The sequence below is a fragment of the Micrococcus sp. 116 genome (assembly GCF_902506395.1).
Lineage (GTDB): Bacteria > Actinomycetota > Actinomycetes > Actinomycetales > Micrococcaceae > Micrococcus > Micrococcus luteus.
Genome location: NZ_LR732370.1, coordinates 92520 through 110191 on the forward strand (window position 1 = coordinate 92520; position 17672 = coordinate 110191).

16 protein-coding genes and 1 tRNA gene are annotated in these 17672 nt (G+C 71.6%); 9 read left to right on the forward strand and 8 right to left on the reverse strand.

The window, feature by feature from the left end; translation table 11 throughout:
- The first annotated feature begins 70 nt into the window (after nt 1–70).
- Together CITRIK5_RS00435 and CITRIK5_RS00440 are read left to right on the forward strand one after the other, a co-directional pair.
- Nucleotides 71–565 carry an HNH endonuclease gene (locus CITRIK5_RS00435; RefSeq protein WP_020628346.1) on the forward strand — a complete coding sequence of 165 codons (495 nt, stop codon included), beginning with the start codon at nt 71–73 and terminating at the stop codon, nt 563–565.
- Nucleotides 566–641: 76 nt separating this feature from the next.
- Nucleotides 642–2510 carry an ABC transporter ATP-binding protein gene (locus CITRIK5_RS00440; RefSeq protein WP_186319878.1) on the forward strand — a complete coding sequence of 623 codons (1869 nt, stop codon included), beginning with the start codon at nt 642–644 and terminating at the stop codon, nt 2508–2510.
- Between the two features lie 26 nt (nt 2511–2536).
- Here CITRIK5_RS00440 and CITRIK5_RS00445 read toward each other — a convergent pair.
- A tRNA-Arg gene (locus tag CITRIK5_RS00445) sits at nt 2537–2610 on the reverse strand.
- Between the two features lie 43 nt (nt 2611–2653).
- On the reverse strand, nt 2654–3301 hold the full coding sequence (locus CITRIK5_RS00450; protein ID WP_044659023.1) for a hypothetical protein: 648 nt from the start codon (nt 3299–3301) through the stop codon (nt 2654–2656).
- Nucleotides 3302–3515: 214 nt separating this feature from the next.
- Here CITRIK5_RS00450 and pcrA point away from each other — a divergent pair, with 214 nt between their 5' ends.
- The 3 genes from pcrA to sucD all read left to right on the forward strand — a co-directional run bounded on the left by pcrA (nt 3516) and on the right by sucD (nt 8377).
- Nucleotides 3516–6077, forward strand: a complete 2562-nt coding sequence (gene pcrA / locus CITRIK5_RS00455) for a DNA helicase PcrA (RefSeq protein WP_159832855.1) — start codon at nt 3516–3518, stop codon at nt 6075–6077.
- Between the two features lie 182 nt (nt 6078–6259).
- A complete protein-coding gene (gene sucC, locus CITRIK5_RS00460) occupies nt 6260–7429 on the forward strand; it encodes an ADP-forming succinate--CoA ligase subunit beta (RefSeq protein ID WP_063190196.1) in 1170 nt (389 codons plus the stop codon).
- A 27-nt stretch (nt 7430–7456) separates the two neighbouring features.
- Nucleotides 7457–8377: a succinate--CoA ligase subunit alpha gene (gene sucD, locus CITRIK5_RS00465; RefSeq protein WP_159832857.1), complete on the forward strand. Its 921-nt coding sequence runs from the start codon at nt 7457–7459 to the stop codon at nt 8375–8377.
- Nucleotides 8378–8495: 118 nt separating this feature from the next.
- On the opposite strand, the gene CITRIK5_RS00470 is transcribed toward sucD, so the two are convergent.
- Genes CITRIK5_RS00470 through CITRIK5_RS00480 form a run of 3 tightly spaced genes read right to left on the reverse strand, consistent with a single transcriptional unit; the run spans nt 8496 to nt 10499 of the window.
- Nucleotides 8496–9104 carry a response regulator transcription factor gene (locus CITRIK5_RS00470; protein WP_230956215.1) on the reverse strand — a complete coding sequence of 203 codons (609 nt, stop codon included), beginning with the start codon at nt 9102–9104 and terminating at the stop codon, nt 8496–8498.
- Nucleotides 9101–10210 (reverse strand): sensor histidine kinase, encoded by a 1110-nt coding sequence (locus CITRIK5_RS00475; protein ID WP_060973827.1) that lies wholly within the window; start codon nt 10208–10210, stop codon nt 9101–9103. The genes CITRIK5_RS00470 and CITRIK5_RS00475 overlap by 4 nt, the downstream gene beginning before the upstream one ends.
- Nucleotides 10211–10250: 40 nt before the next feature.
- Nucleotides 10251–10499 (reverse strand): hypothetical protein, encoded by a 249-nt coding sequence (locus CITRIK5_RS00480; RefSeq protein WP_060973828.1) that lies wholly within the window; start codon nt 10497–10499, stop codon nt 10251–10253.
- A 211-nt stretch (nt 10500–10710) separates the two neighbouring features.
- On the opposite strand from CITRIK5_RS00480, the gene CITRIK5_RS00485 reads away from it, so the two are divergent.
- Together CITRIK5_RS00485 and CITRIK5_RS00490 are read left to right on the forward strand one after the other, a co-directional pair.
- Nucleotides 10711–11631: an ABC transporter ATP-binding protein gene (locus CITRIK5_RS00485; protein ID WP_060973829.1), complete on the forward strand. Its 921-nt coding sequence runs from the start codon at nt 10711–10713 to the stop codon at nt 11629–11631.
- A gap of 46 nt (nt 11632–11677) precedes the next feature.
- Complete coding sequence (locus CITRIK5_RS00490; protein WP_060973830.1) at nt 11678–12385, forward strand: ABC transporter permease; 708 nt, start codon at nt 11678–11680, stop codon at nt 12383–12385.
- A gap of 179 nt (nt 12386–12564) precedes the next feature.
- On the opposite strand, the gene CITRIK5_RS00495 is transcribed toward CITRIK5_RS00490, so the two are convergent.
- On the reverse strand, nt 12565–13695 hold the full coding sequence (locus CITRIK5_RS00495) for a VIT1/CCC1 transporter family protein (RefSeq protein WP_095353376.1): 1131 nt from the start codon (nt 13693–13695) through the stop codon (nt 12565–12567).
- Nucleotides 13696–13793: 98 nt separating this feature from the next.
- Between CITRIK5_RS00495 and CITRIK5_RS00500 the strand changes: the two genes are divergently transcribed.
- Together CITRIK5_RS00500 and CITRIK5_RS00505 are read left to right on the forward strand one after the other, a co-directional pair.
- Nucleotides 13794–14213, forward strand: coding sequence for a YidH family protein (locus tag CITRIK5_RS00500; protein WP_041103054.1), 420 nt, complete (start codon nt 13794–13796; stop codon nt 14211–14213).
- Between the two features lie 4 nt (nt 14214–14217).
- Nucleotides 14218–14541, forward strand: coding sequence for a DUF202 domain-containing protein (locus CITRIK5_RS00505; RefSeq protein WP_061866963.1), 324 nt, complete (start codon nt 14218–14220; stop codon nt 14539–14541).
- A gap of 75 nt (nt 14542–14616) precedes the next feature.
- Here CITRIK5_RS00505 and CITRIK5_RS00510 read toward each other — a convergent pair whose 3' ends face one another.
- Both CITRIK5_RS00510 and CITRIK5_RS00515 read right to left on the reverse strand, forming a co-directional pair.
- Entirely contained in the window at nt 14617–15810 is a 1194-nt protein-coding gene (locus CITRIK5_RS00510) for an alcohol dehydrogenase catalytic domain-containing protein (protein WP_101967281.1), read from the reverse strand.
- 95 nt (nt 15811–15905) lie between these two features.
- A complete protein-coding gene (locus CITRIK5_RS00515) occupies nt 15906–17513 on the reverse strand; it encodes a sodium:solute symporter (protein ID WP_236557116.1) in 1608 nt (535 codons plus the stop codon).
- Between the last annotated feature and the right edge of the window lie 159 nt (nt 17514–17672).

The following is a 17672-nucleotide window of genomic DNA, read 5'->3' on the forward strand; positions in this document are numbered from 1 at the left end:
GCGCGCCGATGCACCCGCGTCTAGCGTGGGGACACGACGCCCCTGTGTCCCCACGCTTCCGAGGCCCCCGATGCGCACACTCGTCCTCAACGCCGGCTACGAACCCCTCTCGGTCGTCTCCGACCGCCGGGCGCTGCTGCTCGTGGCCACCGGCAAGGCGAGCGTGCTCGAGGACGCCGGTGACCCGATGCGCAGCCCCACCCGCGCGTGGGGCCGACCCCTCGTGATCCTGCTGCACCAGTACATCCGGGTGCCCCACACGGATGCGGCCCCGGTCTCCCGCAAGGGCGTGCTGCGCCGGGACGGACACCGCTGCGCCTACTGCGGCGCCCACGCCACCACCGTGGACCACGTGCGGCCGCGCTCGCGGGGCGGCGAGAACTCGTGGGAGAACCTCGTGGCCTGCTGCCTGCGCTGCAACGGGGCGAAGGCGGACCGCTCGCTCGAGGCCCTGGGCTGGCGGCTGCGGGTGGAGCCGGTGCGCCCGCGCGGGGCCCAGTGGCGGATCCGCGAGCTGGAGCGGCCCGCCGAAGCGTGGCGGGACTACCTGCGCCTGGCGGCCTGACGCCGGAAGCGGAATCGCGCCCGCCCGTGCCCGGCGGTTCCTAGACTCTCCAACGGTCGAGAGAGCGGAGGGGCCCATGAGCATGGAGTCGGCGGCACGGATGTCCATGATGCGGATGACCCGCGGGCAGTCCGACGCCCAGCAGAGCCTCGCCCGCGGCACGGTGCGCCGGACCATCGCGTTCGCGGGCCGGTACCGCACCCGCCTGATCGTGTTCGTCGCGGCGTCCATCGTGGGCGCGGTGCTCGGCGTGGCCTCGCCCGTGCTGGCCGGCGACGTCGTCAACGCGATCACCGGCGGCGCGGACCGCGGGCTCGTGGTGCGGCTGGCCCTGCTGATCGCCCTCGTGGCGGTGCTCGACGCGGCGCTGTCCGTGTTCACCAAGTGGCTCTCCGCCGGGCTGGGGGAACAGGTCATCTACGACCTGCGCACCGCCGTGTTCGACCACGTGCAGCGCATGCCGGTGGCGTTCTTCCAGCGCACCCGCACCGGCGCGCTCGTCTCGCGCCTGAACAACGACGTGATCGGGGCGCAGTCGGCGATCTCGCGGACGCTCTCCGGCGTCGTCGCGAACGTGGTGTCCGTCGCGCTGACCCTGGGCGTGATGGTGGCCACCAGCTGGCAGGTCACCGTCCTGTCCCTCGTGATGCTGCCGCTGTTCCTGCTGCCGGCCCGGGCGGTCGGCTCGAAGCTGGCGGGCCTGTCCCGCGAGCGGGCCGGGCACAACGCGGCCATGGGCGACCAGATGACCGAGCGGTTCTCCGCTCCCGGCGCCACACTCATCAAGCTCTTCGGCCGCCCCGCCGCCGAGTCCGCCGAGTTCGCCCGCCGCGCGGACCGCGTGCGCGCCACCGGCGTGGACATCTCCGTGCGCCAGGCCGTCTTCACCACGCTGCTCACCCTGGTCTCCGCGCTCGCGCTCGCGGCCGTGTACGGCGTGGGCGGGCTCCAGGCGATCGCGGGCACCCTCGACGCCGGCGACGTCGTCACCCTCGCCCTGCTGCTGACCCGCCTGTACGCCCCCCTGACCGCGCTGGCGAACGCCCGCGTGGAGATCATGAGCGCGCTCGTGAGCTTCGAGCGCGTGTTCGAGGTCCTGGACCTGGAGCCGCTCATCACGGAGCCCGCGCGGCCCGCGGCCCTGCCGGAGGGGCCCCTGTCCGTGCGGCTGCGGGACGTGCGCTTCGCCTACCCCACCGCGGAGCAGGTGTCCCTGGCCTCCCTCGAGGAGGTCGCCGTGCTGGACACGCGCGGCGGCGAGGAGGTGCTGCACGGGATCGACGTGGCCGTGCCCGCCGGGGCCACCGTGGCCCTCGTGGGCTCTTCGGGTGCGGGCAAGTCCACCATAGCCTCGCTCGTCACGCGCCTGCACGACGTCACCTCCGGCGCCGTCGAGATCGGCGGCGTGGACGTGCGGGACCTCGCGTTCGCGGACCTGCAGCGGGCCGTGGGCATGGTGACCCAGGACGGCCACCTCTTCCACGAGACCGTGCGCGCCAACCTGACGCTGGCCCGCCCCGACGCGACGGACGAGCAGCTGTGGGACGCCGTCGAGCGGGCCCGCCTGCGCCCCGTGGTCGAGGCGCTGCCGGACGGGCTGGACACCGTGGTCGGCGAGCGCGGCTACCGCCTCTCCGGCGGCGAGCGGCAGCGCATGACGATCGCGCGGCTGCTGCTGGCGGCTCCGCGCGTCGTGGTGCTGGACGAGGCGACGGCGGCGCTGGACTCCACCAACGAACGCGCCATCCAGGAGGCGCTGGGGGAGGCGCTGGCCGGGCGGACCGCGATCGTGATCGCGCACCGGCTCTCCACCGTGCGCAGCGCGGACGAGATCCTCGTGGTCGAGGCCGGGCGGATCGTGGAGCGCGGCACGCACGCCGCGCTGCTCGCGGCGGGCGGGCGGTATGCGGAGCTCTACACCACGCAGTTCGCCGACGCGGAATGAGGCGGCGACCGGACCGGCCGCCCAGGTGCCCCAGGCCGGAATCGAACCGACGGCCTACCCTTTAGGAGAGGGTCGCTCTATCCAACTGAGCTACTGGGGCGCGGACCGTGCGTCGGTCCGGTGAGCGAGTCTAGCCGAGCCCTTCAGGCCGCCCGCGTGGCGCGACCACGACGGCGCCGCCCGGCCCACAGCATCACGGCCACCGCCAGCGCGAGCAGCGCCAGCAGGACCCAGCGGGTCAGCGTCAGGGCGGCGGCCAGGCCGGTGCCCGGGCCGCCGGCGGCGATCGCCTGCTCGATCGCGATGTTCTCGCAGATGTCCACGACCGCGAACAGCACGCCCAGCCCGAAGACGGCCCACTTGGCGCCGACGGGACGCAGGCGCCATGCGCCGACCGCGGTGACCGTCAGTGCCACGGCGATCGGGAAGATCACGCCGGCCGTCTTGTGCACCCAGTTCAGCTGGCCGCGGGCGTCCTCGTCCATGACCGCGGAGAGCGCGCGGATGTGGTCCTGCCCGTAGAACAGCAGGGAGTCCGGCATCGCCAGGCCGCCGCTGAGCTGGGTCATCTGCTGCAGCACCAGCAGATGGAGGTACGCGCCCACGAGCAGGGTGGTCACGATCAGCGCGCTCACCGGGATCGCCGGGCTGCCCTCGCGCTCAGCGGCCGCGGCGAGGTCCTCACGGACGTTGACGTCCCGCAGCGTGGGACGGGAGCGCGGGGACTCGGCGACCGGGCGCGCGGCGGGCCGCGACGGGCGCGGACGGGACTTGCGAGACTTCTGGGACACGGGGCACCTCCGCGGTCCATCCTCCCAGACCGGCCGAGCCGGTCCGGTCCCGCGCCGCCCAGCTCACTTTCGAACGTGAAATCGGGGTCATGGGGACTTTCGAACGCGAGATAGGCCCCACATCACGTTCGAGAGTGCGGGTGGGGTGGGGGCGGGGGGCGACGACGGCGGCGCCCGCTGTCGCGTCCGGGGCCACGCCTAGACTGGGTCCGCCATGGCTGACCTCTTCTCCGCGCTCGGACGCACGCCCCTGAACCTCGACCGCACCCGCCGCCCGGCGGACCCGGAGACCGCCCTGCCCGGGCTCGTGCCCCCGGCCGTCACGCGCGCGGCCGCGGACCCCGAGGCCTGGGGCGAGGACGTCCGGCCGGCCGCGCCGACGCACACTCCCGAGTCGCTCGTGGCGGGGCTCAACCCGCAGCAGGCAGCCGCGGTGACCCACACGGGGGCGCCGCTGCTGATCGTGGCGGGCGCCGGCTCGGGCAAGACCCGGGTGCTGACCCACCGCATCGCGTGGCTGCTCGCCACCGGACGGGCGCGGCCGCACGAGATCCTCGCCATCACCTTCACGAACAAGGCCGCCGCGGAGATGCGCGAGCGCGTGGCCGGTCTGATCGGTCCCACCGCCCAGCGGATGTGGATCTCCACGTTCCATTCCTCCGCCGTGCGGCTGCTGCGCAACGAGGCCGCCAACATCGGGCTGAAGTCCACGTTCACCATCTACGACTCGGCGGACAGCCTGCGCCTGGTCACCACCGTCGCCAAGCAGCACGAGCTGGACCCGAAGCGCTTCGCGCCCAAGGCCCTGCTGAACCGCATCAGCTCCCTGAAGAACGAGCTCGTGGAGGCGGACGACTACGCCGCCACCGTGGCCGAGGGGGACCCGTGGGGCCGCGCCGTCGCCGCCGTCTACCGGGACTACACGGCCCGCCTGCGCCAGGCCAACGCCCTGGACTTCGACGACCTGATCGGCATGACGGTCCACATGTTCGAGGCGTTCCCGCGCGTGCTGGACAACTACCGCCGCCGGTTCCGCCACGTCCTCGTGGACGAGTACCAGGACACCAACCACGCACAGTACCGCCTGATCCGGCTCCTCGCCGGCCCGGCGGGCGACCCCGAGGGCGTGGAGACCCCCGGCGGCGAGCTGACCGTCGTCGGCGACTCGGACCAGTCCATCTACGCGTTCCGCGGCGCGGACATCCGCAACATCGTCGAGTTCGAGCAGGACTTCACGGACGCCGTCACCATCAAGCTCGAGCAGAACTACCGCTCCACGCAGACCATCCTGGACGCCGCCAACGCGGTGATCGAGCGCAACCCGGACCGCCGTCCCAAGCGCCTGTGGACGGCCGAGGGGGAGGGCCCCGCGATCGTCGGCTACGCCGCGGAGAACGAGTCCGCCGAGGCGGAGTGGATCGCCACCACCATCGACCGGCTGCAGGACGAGGACGGGATCCGCCCGGCCGACGTCGCCGTGTTCTACCGGACCAACGCGCAGTCCCGTGCGCTCGAGGAGCGGCTGGTGACGCGCGGCATCCCGTACCGGGTCATCGGCGGCACGCGCTTCTACGACCGCAAGGAGATCAAGGACGCGCTCGCCTACCTGCGGGTGATCGTCAACCCCGACGACGACGTCAACGTGCGCCGCATCCTCAACGAGCCCAAGCGGGGCATCGGGGACCGGGCCGAGGGCGCCATCGCCGCGTGGGCCGAGCGCAACCGCTCCACGTTCTCCGCGGCCCTGCGCGACGCCGAGAACGCCCCCGGCATGGCCGCGCGCTCGCTCAAGGCCGTCCGCGGCTTCGTGCAGATGATGGACGACCTCGGCCAGGTCGCCGAGTCCGCCGGCCCGGCCACCGTCCTGGAGGCCGTCCTCGAGCAGTCCGGGATGCTGGCCGCCCTCCGCGAGTCCGAGGACCTGCAGGACGAGTCCCGCGCGGACAACCTCGGCGAGCTCGTCGCCGTCGTCCGCTCCTTCGAGACGACGCACCCGGACGGCACCCTGTCCGACTTCCTCGAGCAGGTGGCGCTCGTGGCGGACGCGGACCAGCTGCCCACGGCCCCGGACGTGGAGGGCGAGGCGCTCGCCGAGCAGCAGGGCCAGGTCACGCTCATGACGCTGCACACCGCCAAGGGCCTCGAGTTCCCCGTGGTGTTCCTGACGGGCATGGAGCACGGGGTGTTCCCGCACGCCCGCTCGATGACGGACGAGAAGGAGCTCGCGGAGGAGCGCCGTCTGGCCTACGTGGGCCTGACGCGCGCCCGCCGTCGCCTGTTCCTGACGCGCGCCGAGGCACGCTCGCTGTGGGGCCAGCACCAGTTCAACCCGCCCAGCCAGTTCCTCGGGGAGATCCCGGAGGCGCTCATCGACTGGGAGCGGGAGGGCACCACGCGCTCGGCCGGCTCGTTGAGCCTGACCGGCGCCGGCACCTCGCGCTACGCGGGGCGGTTCGGCGGCGGGCGACCGGCCTGGCGGTCCCGGGACGACGACGGCGCGCGGCCCCAGCGCCTCACCCGCGGGGACGAGCCGGCGGACCTGACGGTGCCCTCCGCCGTGGTGCGCGGGAAGGCGCCGAGCCGGGTGCAGCCGCAGAAGGAGATCGTGGCGCTCAGCCCGGGTGACCGCGTCTCCCACGCGACCTTCGGCGAGGGGCGTGTGGACGCCGTCGCGGGCGCGGGGGACAAGACCGTCGCGACCGTCACCTTCGACGCCACCGGGGCGCAGAAGCGGCTGCTGCTGCGCTACGCCCCGCTGACGAAGGTCGAGGGCTGACGGGACCGGCCCGCAGGCCCCCGGTCTCCCCGGGGGTGGACTAGAGTGAGCCGTGGAACGCCGCCGTCCGGCGCCCTGCCGTGCCTCCGTGCCCGGCCCGGCCACGGAGGGGGCGTCGACGTCGGCCGCGCCCGCGGGCGAGGCCGGCAGACCCTGTCTTCGACCAAGAAGGACATACCACCGTGGACCTGTATGAGTACCAGGCGCGCGATCTGTTCGAGGCGCACGGCGTCCCCGTGCTGGCCGGCATCGTTGCGCAGACCCCGGACGAGGCCAAGGCGGCCGCGGAGAAGATCGGCGGCGTCACCGTCGTCAAGGCGCAGGTGAAGGTCGGCGGCCGTGGCAAGGCCGGCGGCGTGAAGGTCGCCAAGACGGCCGACGAGGCCTACGAGCACGCCAAGGCCATCCTGGGGATGGACATCAAGGGCCACACCGTGCACCAGGTCATGATCGCCCAGGGCGCCGACATCGCCGAGGAGTACTACTTCTCCGTGCTGCTGGACCGCGCCAACCGCACCTACCTGGCCATGTGCTCGGTCGAGGGCGGCATGGAGATCGAGCAGCTCGCCGAGGAGCGCCCCGAGGCCCTCGCCAAGGTGCCCGTCTCCCCGCTGACCGGCATCGACGCCGAGACCGCCCAGAAGATCGTCACCGAGGCGGGCTTCCCCGAGGAGCTGCGCGCCGACGTCGCCGAGGTCATCCAGAAGCTCTGGGAGGTCTTCGAGAAGGAGGACGCCACCCTCGTCGAGGTGAACCCGCTGGTGAAGACCGGCGACGGCACGATCCTCGCCCTGGACGGCAAGGTCTCCCTCGACGACAACGCGGCGTTCCGCCACGAGGGCCACGCCGCCCTCGTCGACGAGCGCACCGAGGACCCGCTGGAGGCCAAGGCCAAGGCCAACGGCCTCAACTACGTGAAGCTGGACGGCCAGGTCGGCGTGATCGGCAACGGCGCCGGCCTCGTGATGTCCACCCTCGACGTCGTCGCGTACGCCGGCGAGCAGCACGGCGGCGTGAAGCCGGCCAACTTCCTGGACATCGGCGGCGGCGCCAACGCCGAGGTCATGGCCAACGGTCTCGACGTCATCCTGGGCGACGAGCAGGTCAAGTCCGTGTTCGTGAACGTCTTCGGCGGCATCACCGCGTGCGACGCCGTCGCGAACGGCATCGTCAAGGCCCTCGAGATCCTGGGCGACACCGCCACCAAGCCACTGGTCGTGCGCCTGGACGGCAACGCCGTGGAGGAGGGCCGCCGCATCCTGCAGGAGGCGAACCACCCGCTCGTCACCCTGGCCGCCACCATGGACGAGGGCGCCGACAAGGCCGCCGAGCTCGCCCACTCCGCGAACTGACCGTTCGGAAAGACTGAGGAAACAGCTATGTCGATCTACCTGAACAAGGACTCCAAGGTCATCGTCCAGGGCATCACCGGCGGTGAGGGCACCAAGCACACCCGCCTCATGCTCAAGGCCGGCACGAACATCGTGGGCGGCGTGAACGCCCACAAGGCCGGCACCACCGTGTCCCACGAGGACAAGGACGGCAACGCCGTCGAGCTGCCCGTCTTCGGCACCGTCACGGAGGCCATGGAGAAGACCGGCGCGGACGTGTCCGTCGCCTTCGTGCCGCCGGCCTTCGCCAAGGACGCCGCCATCGAGGCCATCGAGGCCGAGATCCCGCTGCTCGTGGTCATCACCGAGGGCATCCCGGTGCAGGACTCCGCGGAGTTCTTCGCCCTGTCGCAGTCGAAGACCGGCGAGGACGGCAAGCCGAAGACCCGCATCATCGGCCCGAACTGCCCCGGCATCATCACCCCGGGCGAGGCCCTGGCCGGCATCACCCCGGCCACCATCACCGGCTCCGGCCCCATCGGCCTCGTGTCCAAGTCCGGCACGCTGACCTACCAGATGATGTACGAGCTGCGTGACTTCGGCTTCTCCACCGCCATCGGCATCGGCGGCGACCCGGTCATCGGCACCACCCACATCGACGCCCTCGAGGCCTTCGAGGCCGACCCGGACACCCAGGCCATCGTGATGATCGGTGAGATCGGCGGCGACGCCGAGGAGCGTGCGGCCGAGTTCATCAAGGCCAACGTCACCAAGCCGGTCGTCGGCTACGTGGCCGGCTTCACCGCCCCGGAGGGCAAGACCATGGGCCACGCCGGCGCCATCGTCTCCGGCTCCGCCGGCACCGCGCAGGCCAAGAAGGAGGCCCTCGAGGCCGCGGGCGTGAAGGTCGGCAAGACGCCGTCCGAGACCGCCCAGCTCATGCGGGAGATCCTGCAGGCCCAGGCCTGATCCCGACCCTCGGCCGCCGGGCCTGACGGCACGGCGACCACAGCGAACGGCCCCTCACCCGCCAGGGTGAGGGGCCGTCGTCGTGGTGAGGTCCTGTGAGGTGACGGGAGACGCGTAGTCAGAGCCACTCGTGGCGGCGGGCGAACCGCGCCGCGTCATGGCGCGTGGACGTCTGGGTCTTCTGCATGGCGCTGGAGAGGTAGTTGCGGACCGTGCCCTCCGCAAGGTGCAGCTGCTGCGCGATCCTGGCCACGGAGTACCCCTCGCCCGTGGCACGCAGGGCGTCGAGCTCCCGGTCGGTGAGGGGACAGTCGTCCGAGATCGCCCGGGCCGTGGTGTCCGGATCGATCCATCGTTGCCCGCTGTTCACCCTGCGGATCACATCGGCGATTTCCCCCGGCTCCGCAGACTTGGTGACGAACCCGGTGACGCCAGCCTTCAGCGCCCGTCGGAGCACCCCGGGACGGGCGTGGCGGGTGAGCATCACCACCGGGAGGTCGGGGTGGGTCTCGCGGAGCGTCGCGACGGCTGCGACGCCGTCCAGACCGGGCATCTCCATGTCCGTCACCAGCATGTCGGGATCGATGCGGCGCACTGCCTCGACCGCCTCATGGCCGTCGGCGGCCACCTCCTCGACGCGGATGCCGCCCTCTATCTCCAGCAGAGTGGCCAGTGCTGTGCGCAGGAGCTTCTCGTCGTCCGCCAGGACGATCCTGATGTCATTCACACCGACTCCTCCTCGTCCGCTTCCCATCGTGCCCCGAGGGTGAACCGTCCGTCGACACAGGAGACGTCCAGGCGGCCTCCGACCCCCGCGAGGCGGGACCGGAGGTTGTCCAGCCCTCCCGTGTGGTCCTCGGCGGAGACACCGGCCGCACCGTCATTGGAGATCACCACGTGCCCGGGGGCAAGGCTGATCTCGACCCTGCGGGCGTCGGAGTGACGCAGGATGTTGGTGGTCCCCTCCCTGATCACGACGCCGGCCACATGCTCGAACTCTTCGCCTCGCGGGCCGCCGTCGTCGTCGGTGGTGACGGTGATGCCTGTGGCCTCGAGCAGCGCGACGGAGTTCGCGAGCTCACCGCGCAGGGTCAAGGTGTGCCCGTCCTGTGCCAGCGCCTTGGTCTCGGCCATGGTCTGGCGCAGGGTCTGCTGAGCCTCATCGAGTTCCCGCTGGGCCGCGTCGGTGTCCGTGGAAAGCATCCGCTGGGCGACGGCGATCTTGAGCTTCACCACGTGCAGCGCATGGCCTTGGATGTCATGGAGGTCCTGGGAGAAGCGCAGCCGCTCGGCATCGAGAGAGGCTGCCCGCTCCTGCTCCGCACGCTGGTCCTGCAGGCGCATGAGGTCGAAGGAGATTCGGGAAACGGGGATGGTCACGCACGCGACGCCCGTCAGCAGGGCGCCCATGCCGACATAGACCCACAAGGCCTGGGGATCGGTGACGAACACGAGAGCGCCGGCCGCCGACCCGACAGTGAGCACCAGCAGGGTCACGACGGCCCTGGCGTGTCGGCTCCACATGACCTCGAGCGCACCGGCGAGGGCGAAGGCCAGGGCGCCCAGGGGAGTCAGATCCCAGAGGGCGCTGAGCGCCCAGGTGAGAGTGCCCAGGGCGAGCACTGCCCAACGCGTCGGAGCAGCCACCTCCCGGTGCCACTGGGACAGCAGCCAGAGGCCGGCGATGAGGCCGGGTGCCAGGACGAGAGGGGGCCACGGCTCCACAGCGGACGTCAGGAGGGCGACGATGGCGGCAACACCGAAGACTGCGAGCAGGACGAAGCTCGTCCTACTGCGCAGCCTTCGCGTCTCCGACGTGTGCTCGGAGGTCATGGGCACTCCATGTTCAGTCAGCGCGTGGATCGGGTGCCCCTCAGGAGGTCACCTGCGTCTCTCGCTCGACGGCCTTGTGGCTGGCCGAGAACCCCACAGCGGTCGCGACGACGGCGACCACCATGCCGACGATCAGCCAGGTGGCGTCGGCGGTGTCCCGTGCGGGGACCCAGGAGGTGATCTCAGAGGGCAGGATCTCGGGGATGGGCAGGTAGTGCAGCGTCAACATGACGCCGAACGCGGTGGCACAGAGAAACAGGATGAATGCGATGGTCCGGATGGTCTTCATGGGAGCCTCCCGTGTCCAGGTCGATGGTTGGTTCTCTTCGGCGGTCCCGATCCGCCGCGGGTGCCGCGGGATCGGAACGACATCCACCTTTCCGTCACCGGCCCGCCCCGCACCAGTGACGCAGCGTCATGCTTGCGCACCAACTCTGTCATGCCGCGCAGTGACGTGACCTCACTGTCGGGGGCGGATTCCGGTTGGTTGTGTGGGGGACATGCAGAACACGACGCTTCTCCCCGCCCCCACCGCCGTCGACTCTCGCACGGAGACGATCGTCGAGATCCACGACCTCAGGGTCGACTACGGGGACTTCACTGCCGTCGACGGGATCGATCTCGAGATCCGACGTGGGGAGTTCTTCGGCCTGCTCGGCACCAACGGTGCCGGGAAGACCACCACCATCGAGGTCATGGAGGGTCACCGGGCCCCGACCGCCGGCTCCGTGCGGGTCCTCGGGCAGGACCCGAGCGACCGCACCCTGCGTCGTCGGGTGGGGATCATGCTCCAGGAGAGCGGGTTCGCCCCGGACCTGACCGTACGCGAGACCCTCGCGCTGATCGGTCGTCTGACGCGGCGGGACGACGACGTCGACCGTGTCCTGGACCTCGTGGACCTCCGCCGGCGTCGGGACACCCGGACCGGGCAGCTCTCTGGCGGCGAGAAGCGCCGCCTCGACTTCGCCACGGCGATCTTCGGCTCACCGGAGCTGATCTTCCTTGACGAGCCCACCACGGGGTTGGACATCGAGGCACGCGACGCACTCTGGCACGTCGTGGACCGGCTGCGTGACGAGGGCGCGACGATCCTGCTCACCACGCACTACCTCGAGGAGGCCCAGGAGCGGGCCGACCGCATCGCGCTCATGCACAGCGGCCGCATCCATCGGCAGGGGACAGTCGCCGAGCTCACCTCGGCCTTCCCCTCGACCATCAGCTTCCGGCTGAGTGGTGAGCCCACCGTCCCGTTCGAGGACGCGACGATCGCACCCGGCGGCGCGGTCACCATCCCCACCACGAACCTCCAGGAGGACCTGTACCGCCTCCTGGTGTGGTCCCGCTCCCGCGATGTGGAGCTCGAGGGCCTGAACGTCGGAGCCGAGGGGCTCGAATCCCTCTTCCGCGCCCTTAACGCCTGATCACACGTCCTCACGACCGACTCGACCACCACAAGAGGAGCCCGCAATGTTCGCCATCGCCCGCAGCGAGATGACACAGCTCGTCCGCAACCGCCTCGTCGCAGCCTCGTCGTTGTTCATCCCCCTCGCCTTCAGCGCGGTCCTGATCTTCAACCGCGAGAACTTCGGGGGCACCCCGGTGACGGCCGCTCTGATCCTGGTCACCGTGACCGCCATGGGCACCTACATCACGGCGACGACCACCCTGGCCTCCCGCCGCCAGAACCTGTTCCTCAAGCGGCTGCGCTCCACGTCGGCGAAGGACGCCTCCATCTTGAGCGGTCTCGTGCTGCCGATTGCGCTGGTGAACCTGGTGCAGGCCGGGGTCATCGTCGCGATCCTGTCGGTCGTCGGCACCCCTCCGGTGGGGGTCGTGGCCGTCGTGGCCGCCGTCGTCGTCCTGGAGTTGATGTTCGTGGGCGCGGCCATCGCGACGGCGGGTCTCACCAACTCCCCGGACCACGCGCAGGTGACCACGCTGCCCCTGTTCGTCGTCGCCCTCGGCGCCTCCATGTGGGTCGGTCTGACCGGCACGGAGGAGCTTGCCGGAGTCAAACGCCTGCTCCCCGGCGGTGCGGTGACCGAGCTGATCATCGAGGGATGGAGCGGCATGGCCCTCCACGAGGCCGTCAGCCTGCTGCTGCCGAGCCTCGCCTTCGTCGTGGCGGCGTTCGCCATGGCAAAGAGCACCTTCCGGTGGGAACCGCGTACCTGAGGCCCGCATGGTCACCACCTTCCGCTCCTCATGACACAGAGCAGAGCGACACTGCGACAGCGGGCCGGCCCACCGCTGTCGGTGCACTCATCGGGGCTCTGGAGGAACTGAGCCGCCGAGAGGACGGAGAGGACCGGACCCTCTTCTCGTGGCCGGGGCGCCAGACCGCCCTCCCCGCGTCAGCCCACGTTCGCGCCGAAGAGCAGGCCGAGCACGTACGTCACGGCAGCGGCGCCGAAGCCGATCGCGAGCTGGCGCAGGCCCCGAGCCAGCGGTGAGGAGCCGGACAGCAGCCCGACCACACCGCCGGTGAAGAGCAGGGCCACGCCCACCATCGCCGCCGCCAGGCCCAGGGCCCACAGCCCGGACATGCCGAAGATGTACGGCAGGATCGGGATGAGTGCGCCGGAGGCGAAGAACGCGAAGCTGGACAGGGAGGCGCTCCACGCCGAGCCGATCTCCGCGAAGGAGTCCGAGTGGTCCACCGGGCCCTGGGAGCCGTCGGGACGGGCGGAGAACTGCGGGTTGCAGTCGCACGTGAGATAGCCGAGGCGCTCGAGCGCGCGGTGCTCGGCGTCCTCGGGCGTCATGCCGCGGGCCAGGTAGACGAGCTTGAGCTCGTTGTGGTCCAGGTCCAGGTGCTGGGCCGCCTCGAGGGTGATCTGGGTGGGGGAGGAGGCCTCGAGCAGCTCCCGCTGGGACCGCACCGAGACGTACTCGCCGGCCGCCATGGACAGCGCGCCCGCCAGCAGGCCGGCCACGCCGGTGAACAGCACCACGGACGGCGCCACGCCCGTCGCGCCGATGCCCATCACGAGCGCCAGGTTGGAGACCAGCCCGTCGTTCATGCCGAAGACGGCGGCGCGGAAGTTGCCGGCCAGCTGCTCGCGACCCCGGGCGGCGAGGCCGCGCACGACCTCCTCGTGGATGGCCTCATCCGCCACCATGCCCTCGGGGGCGTCCTGGTCCTCCGCGTAGGGAGTGTCCGACTCGGCGCGCTGGGCCAGGGCCAGCACGAACACGGAGCCGAAGATCCGCGCGAGCCAGCGCAGCAGGATGCGGTGCAGGGAGGGGCGCGGCGGGTTCTCGGCGTGCTCGCCCAGGAGGGCCCGCCAGTGCTGTTCGTGGCGGCGCTCGGCCTCGGCGAGGCCGAGCAGGATGTCGCGCTCCACGCCGTCCTTGCGAGCGGCGATGTCGCGGTAGATCTGGCCCTCGGCGATCTCATCCGCGAGGTAGCGGCGCCAGCGTCGGACCTGTTCGCGGGTCGGCTCGGGACGTGCCGCAGGAGTGGCGGTGTGGGCGGGGCTCATGGGGCTCCATCGGATGGGCGGGGGGGGGCGGCGCCGTCGCGGCCGCGGCGGCCGGGCGCGCCCGACCGGCCAGTCTACGCCGTCGCTACCATGGCCGCATGGACGCAGCAGAGACCCCCGACGGCCCCGAGACCGCCGCCCACGACGGCGGCCGGCCGGCCTGGCAGCACCGCCTCCTGGCGGGCGGGGAGGAGCCGGACCCCCGGTTCACGCTCGCCAACGAGCGCACGTTCCTGGCCTGGGTCCGGACGGCGCTGGCGCTGCTGGCCGGCGGGGTCGCGGTGGAGGCGTTCACCGGCGCCCTCTTCGCGCCGCCGGTCCGGGTGGTGCTGAGCACGGTGCTGCTCGTCCTGGCGGCGCTGCTCGCCCTGGGCGCGGGCGCGCGCTGGCTCCGGGTGGAGCGGGCGATGCGCCGCGGCCGTCCGCTGCCGCTGCCGCTGATCGTCCCGGTCCTCGCGGGGGGCGTCGTGCTGGCCGTCGTGGTGCTGCTGGCCGCCGTCGTCCTTCCGCGAGGCTGAGACGATGCGCCTGCATCACGACCCGGGGCTGCAGCCCGAGCGCACCGTGATGAGCTGGGGCCGCACGGTCCTGGCGCTGGGCGTCCTCAGCCTCACGTTCCTGAGGTGGTGGCCGGCCGTCGGCGCGTGGGCGTTCGGGCCTGCGGTGGTGGCGGCCGTCGGCGGGGCGGCGGTGCTGGCCACGCAGCGCCGGCGCTACGTGGCGCACGCGGACGGAATCGCGCGGGAGCAGGCCCGGCCGGCCCTGGCGTCGGTGGCCTGCATGGTCGCGCTGGTGGTGGGCTTGGCGGCCCTCGGGATCACCGCCACGCTGCTGCACGCGGCATGATCCGCGGACGACGACGGCGTCCCTCACCTGCGCGGGCAGGTGAGGGGCGCCGTCGTGCCTCCGGAGGCGGACCGCTCAGCGGGCGATCATGCCGTGGGGGTCGATGACGAACTTCTCCAGGGAGCCCTGGTCGAACTCCGCATAGGCCTGGGGTGCCTCGTCCAGGCTGATGACGCGCGGGTTGACCATCTCCGTCAGGTACGGCATCCGGTCCCACAGGATGGACATCATCAGCTGGCGGTTGTAGCGCATGATGGGCGCCTGGCCGCCGATGATGTGGGGCGACTTGATCCAGGCCTTGCCGAAGTCCACCGGGAAGGTGCCCTCCTGCTCGGCCTTCGTCTCCGCGATCGGGTCCGGCCCGTAGATGCCGATGATGCCCGTGGCGCCGCCCGGACGGGTGATGTCCAGGACCTGGTTCACGGCGGCGATCGGCTGCATCTCATCGGACGCGGAGCCCAGGCCGTGGGCCTCGGAGCCGACGCAGTCCACCGCGCAGTCCACCATCGGCTCGCCGAGGATGTCGTTCACGGCGTCCTGCAGGTTCTCCGTGACGGAGAGGTCGATGGTCTCGCAGCCGTGCTTGCGCACCAGCTCCAGCCGCGAGGCGTCCTGGTCGCCCACGATGATGCACGAGGCGCCCAGCAGCCGAGCGGCGGCCGCGGCGCACCGGCCCACGGGGCCGGCACCGGCGATGTAGACGGTGGAGCCGGGCTTGGCGCCGGCCTCCATGAGGCCGTGGAACGCCGTGGGGAGGATGTCCGAGAGCACGGCCAGATCCAGGATCTTCTCCATCGCCTGCTCCTGGCCCGGGAAGCGCAGCAGCTGGAAGTCGGCGTACGGCACGAACAGGTACTCGGCCTGTCCGCCCTGGAAGCCGCCCAGATTGAAGCCGTAGGCGGCGCACGCCTGCTCCGGGTTGGCGGTCTCACAGATCTCGGTCCGGCCGGCGCGGCAGTTGCGGCAGCGGCCGCAGGCCACGTTGAACGGCACGGAGACGAGGTCGCCCTCCTGCAGGAACTGGACGTCGCTGCCGACCTCCAGCACCTGGCCGGTCATCTCGTGACCCAGCACCATGCCCTCGGGTGCGGGGAAGGACCCGCGGTAGATGTGCAGGTCGCTGCCGCAGATGTTGGTCGCGACGATCTTGAGGATGACGCCGTGCGGGGCGGCGGAGCCGTCGGGCATCTCCAGCTTGGGGAAGTCGAGCTCGTCGACGCGCACGTCCTTGATGCCGTGGAATGCCACGGCGCGATTCTTGGTGGTCATGGGAACCGTTGCCTTTCTGTCTCCAGCGAGGCCCGGGTGAATGGAAGCCGGAACGGCCCCGAGGGGGCGTCCCGGTCCCGAGCTATACGGAAACACTAGGGGCCGGGAGGAGCCTGAGGAAGGATCGCCCGCCGCCGCATCGTCTGGCCTGACCATCGTGCGGGCATCGGAGGATCGCAGGCCCCGGGATTCCTGGTCAGAGACGCTCCCGCCACGGCGTCGACGCCGTGGCGGGAGCGCACGCGCCAGGCCTCGAGGACCGCGGGGTCGGTGGGCGGGGTCATCAGGCTGAGGAGGACGTACACGACGGCGGAGGCGGCCAGGCCGACGTAGATCGGCTCGTTCGCGAAGACGCCCTCGAAGGGCTCCGCCGCGTTCAGCTCGAGCCAGCCCATGGTGCCGAGGGTGCCCACCGTCCCGACCACCATGGACCACAGGGCCGCCGTCCCGGTGCCGCGCTTCCACACGAGGCCGCCGACGATCGCGACGAACAGGCCGCCCACGAGGATGTCGTACGCGATGGTCAGGGCCGCCACCACGTCCGGGACGACGATCGCCAGCCCCAGCACGACGGCGCCGAGCAGCAGCACCCAGCCGCGGTTCGAGGCGAGCTCCGCCGCGGTCTCCGGGGCCTCGTCCCCGGCGGTGGCGCCGTCCTCGGAGGCGGTGGCCTCGCCGCGGAGGATGGGGAGGATGTCCGTGCGCATCACGGTCGAGGCCGCGATGATCGCGCCCGAGGCGGTGGACATCATGGCCGCAACGGCGGCCGCCAGGGCCACGCCGCCGACGCCGACGGGCAGCAGGTTCTGGGCGACCCACGCGAACACGTCGTCCTGGGTGGCGATGTCCGCGGTGACCGTGCGGGCGGCCATGCCGATCACGGCGCCCGCGACGCCGTAGATGATGCAGTACAGGCCCGCGGTGGCGCCGCCGATCTGCGCCACGCGGGGGGAGCGGGCCGTGAACACGCGCTGCCAGACGTCCTGGCCGATCAGCAGGCCGAGGGTGTAGACCACGGAGTAGGTGACGATCGACTGCACGCCGATCCCGTCCCAGCTGAAGAACTCGGCGCCCAGGCGCTCCTGCATGGCACCCCAGCCGCCGGCGTTGGCCAGGGAGAGGGGGAGCATGAGGGCGAACAGGCCGACGGTCATGATGAGGAACTGGGCCATGTCCGCCAGGGTGATGGACCACATGCCGCCGAGCACGGAGTAGGCCAGCACGATGCCGCCGCCCACCAGGACGGACAGCCAGCGGTCCCAGCCGAAGAGCACCACGAAGATCGACGCGTAGGCGCCGGTGGAGGTGGCGGCGAGCATGAGCGTGTACGCGAGCATCACGAACGAGGAGGCGTGCGAGGCCCCGCCGCGGCCGTACCGCAGGCGGAGCATCTGCGAGACGGTGTAGATCTTCAGGCGGGCCAGGATCGGGGCGAACGCCACCGACAGGATGAGCACGCCGACGCCGATGGCGGCCACGAGCCACGCGCCGGAGAGCCCGAACTCGTACCCCAGGCCGACGCCGCCCACGGTGGCGGCGCCGCCGAGCACGACGGCGGCCATGGTGCCGGTGAACAGCACCGGCCCGAGACGGCGGCCCGCCACGAGGTAGTCCTCCGAGCTGGCGGCGCGGGCCTTGCCCCACCAGCCGAAGGCGAGCATGCCGACCAGGTAGACGGCGACGATGGTCAGGTTGAGGGTCACGGGCGGTCCTTGGGGCGAGGGGATCCGGGGCGCCGGATGTGGGGGCGCCGCGGCGGGACAGGAGTGATCGGCGTGTTGCCGATCACACGAACCGGGTCTACGGTAAACACATGTTGCTTGTCAGGCAACATGTAGTCCAGGGTGACGGGGTGCAGGCTC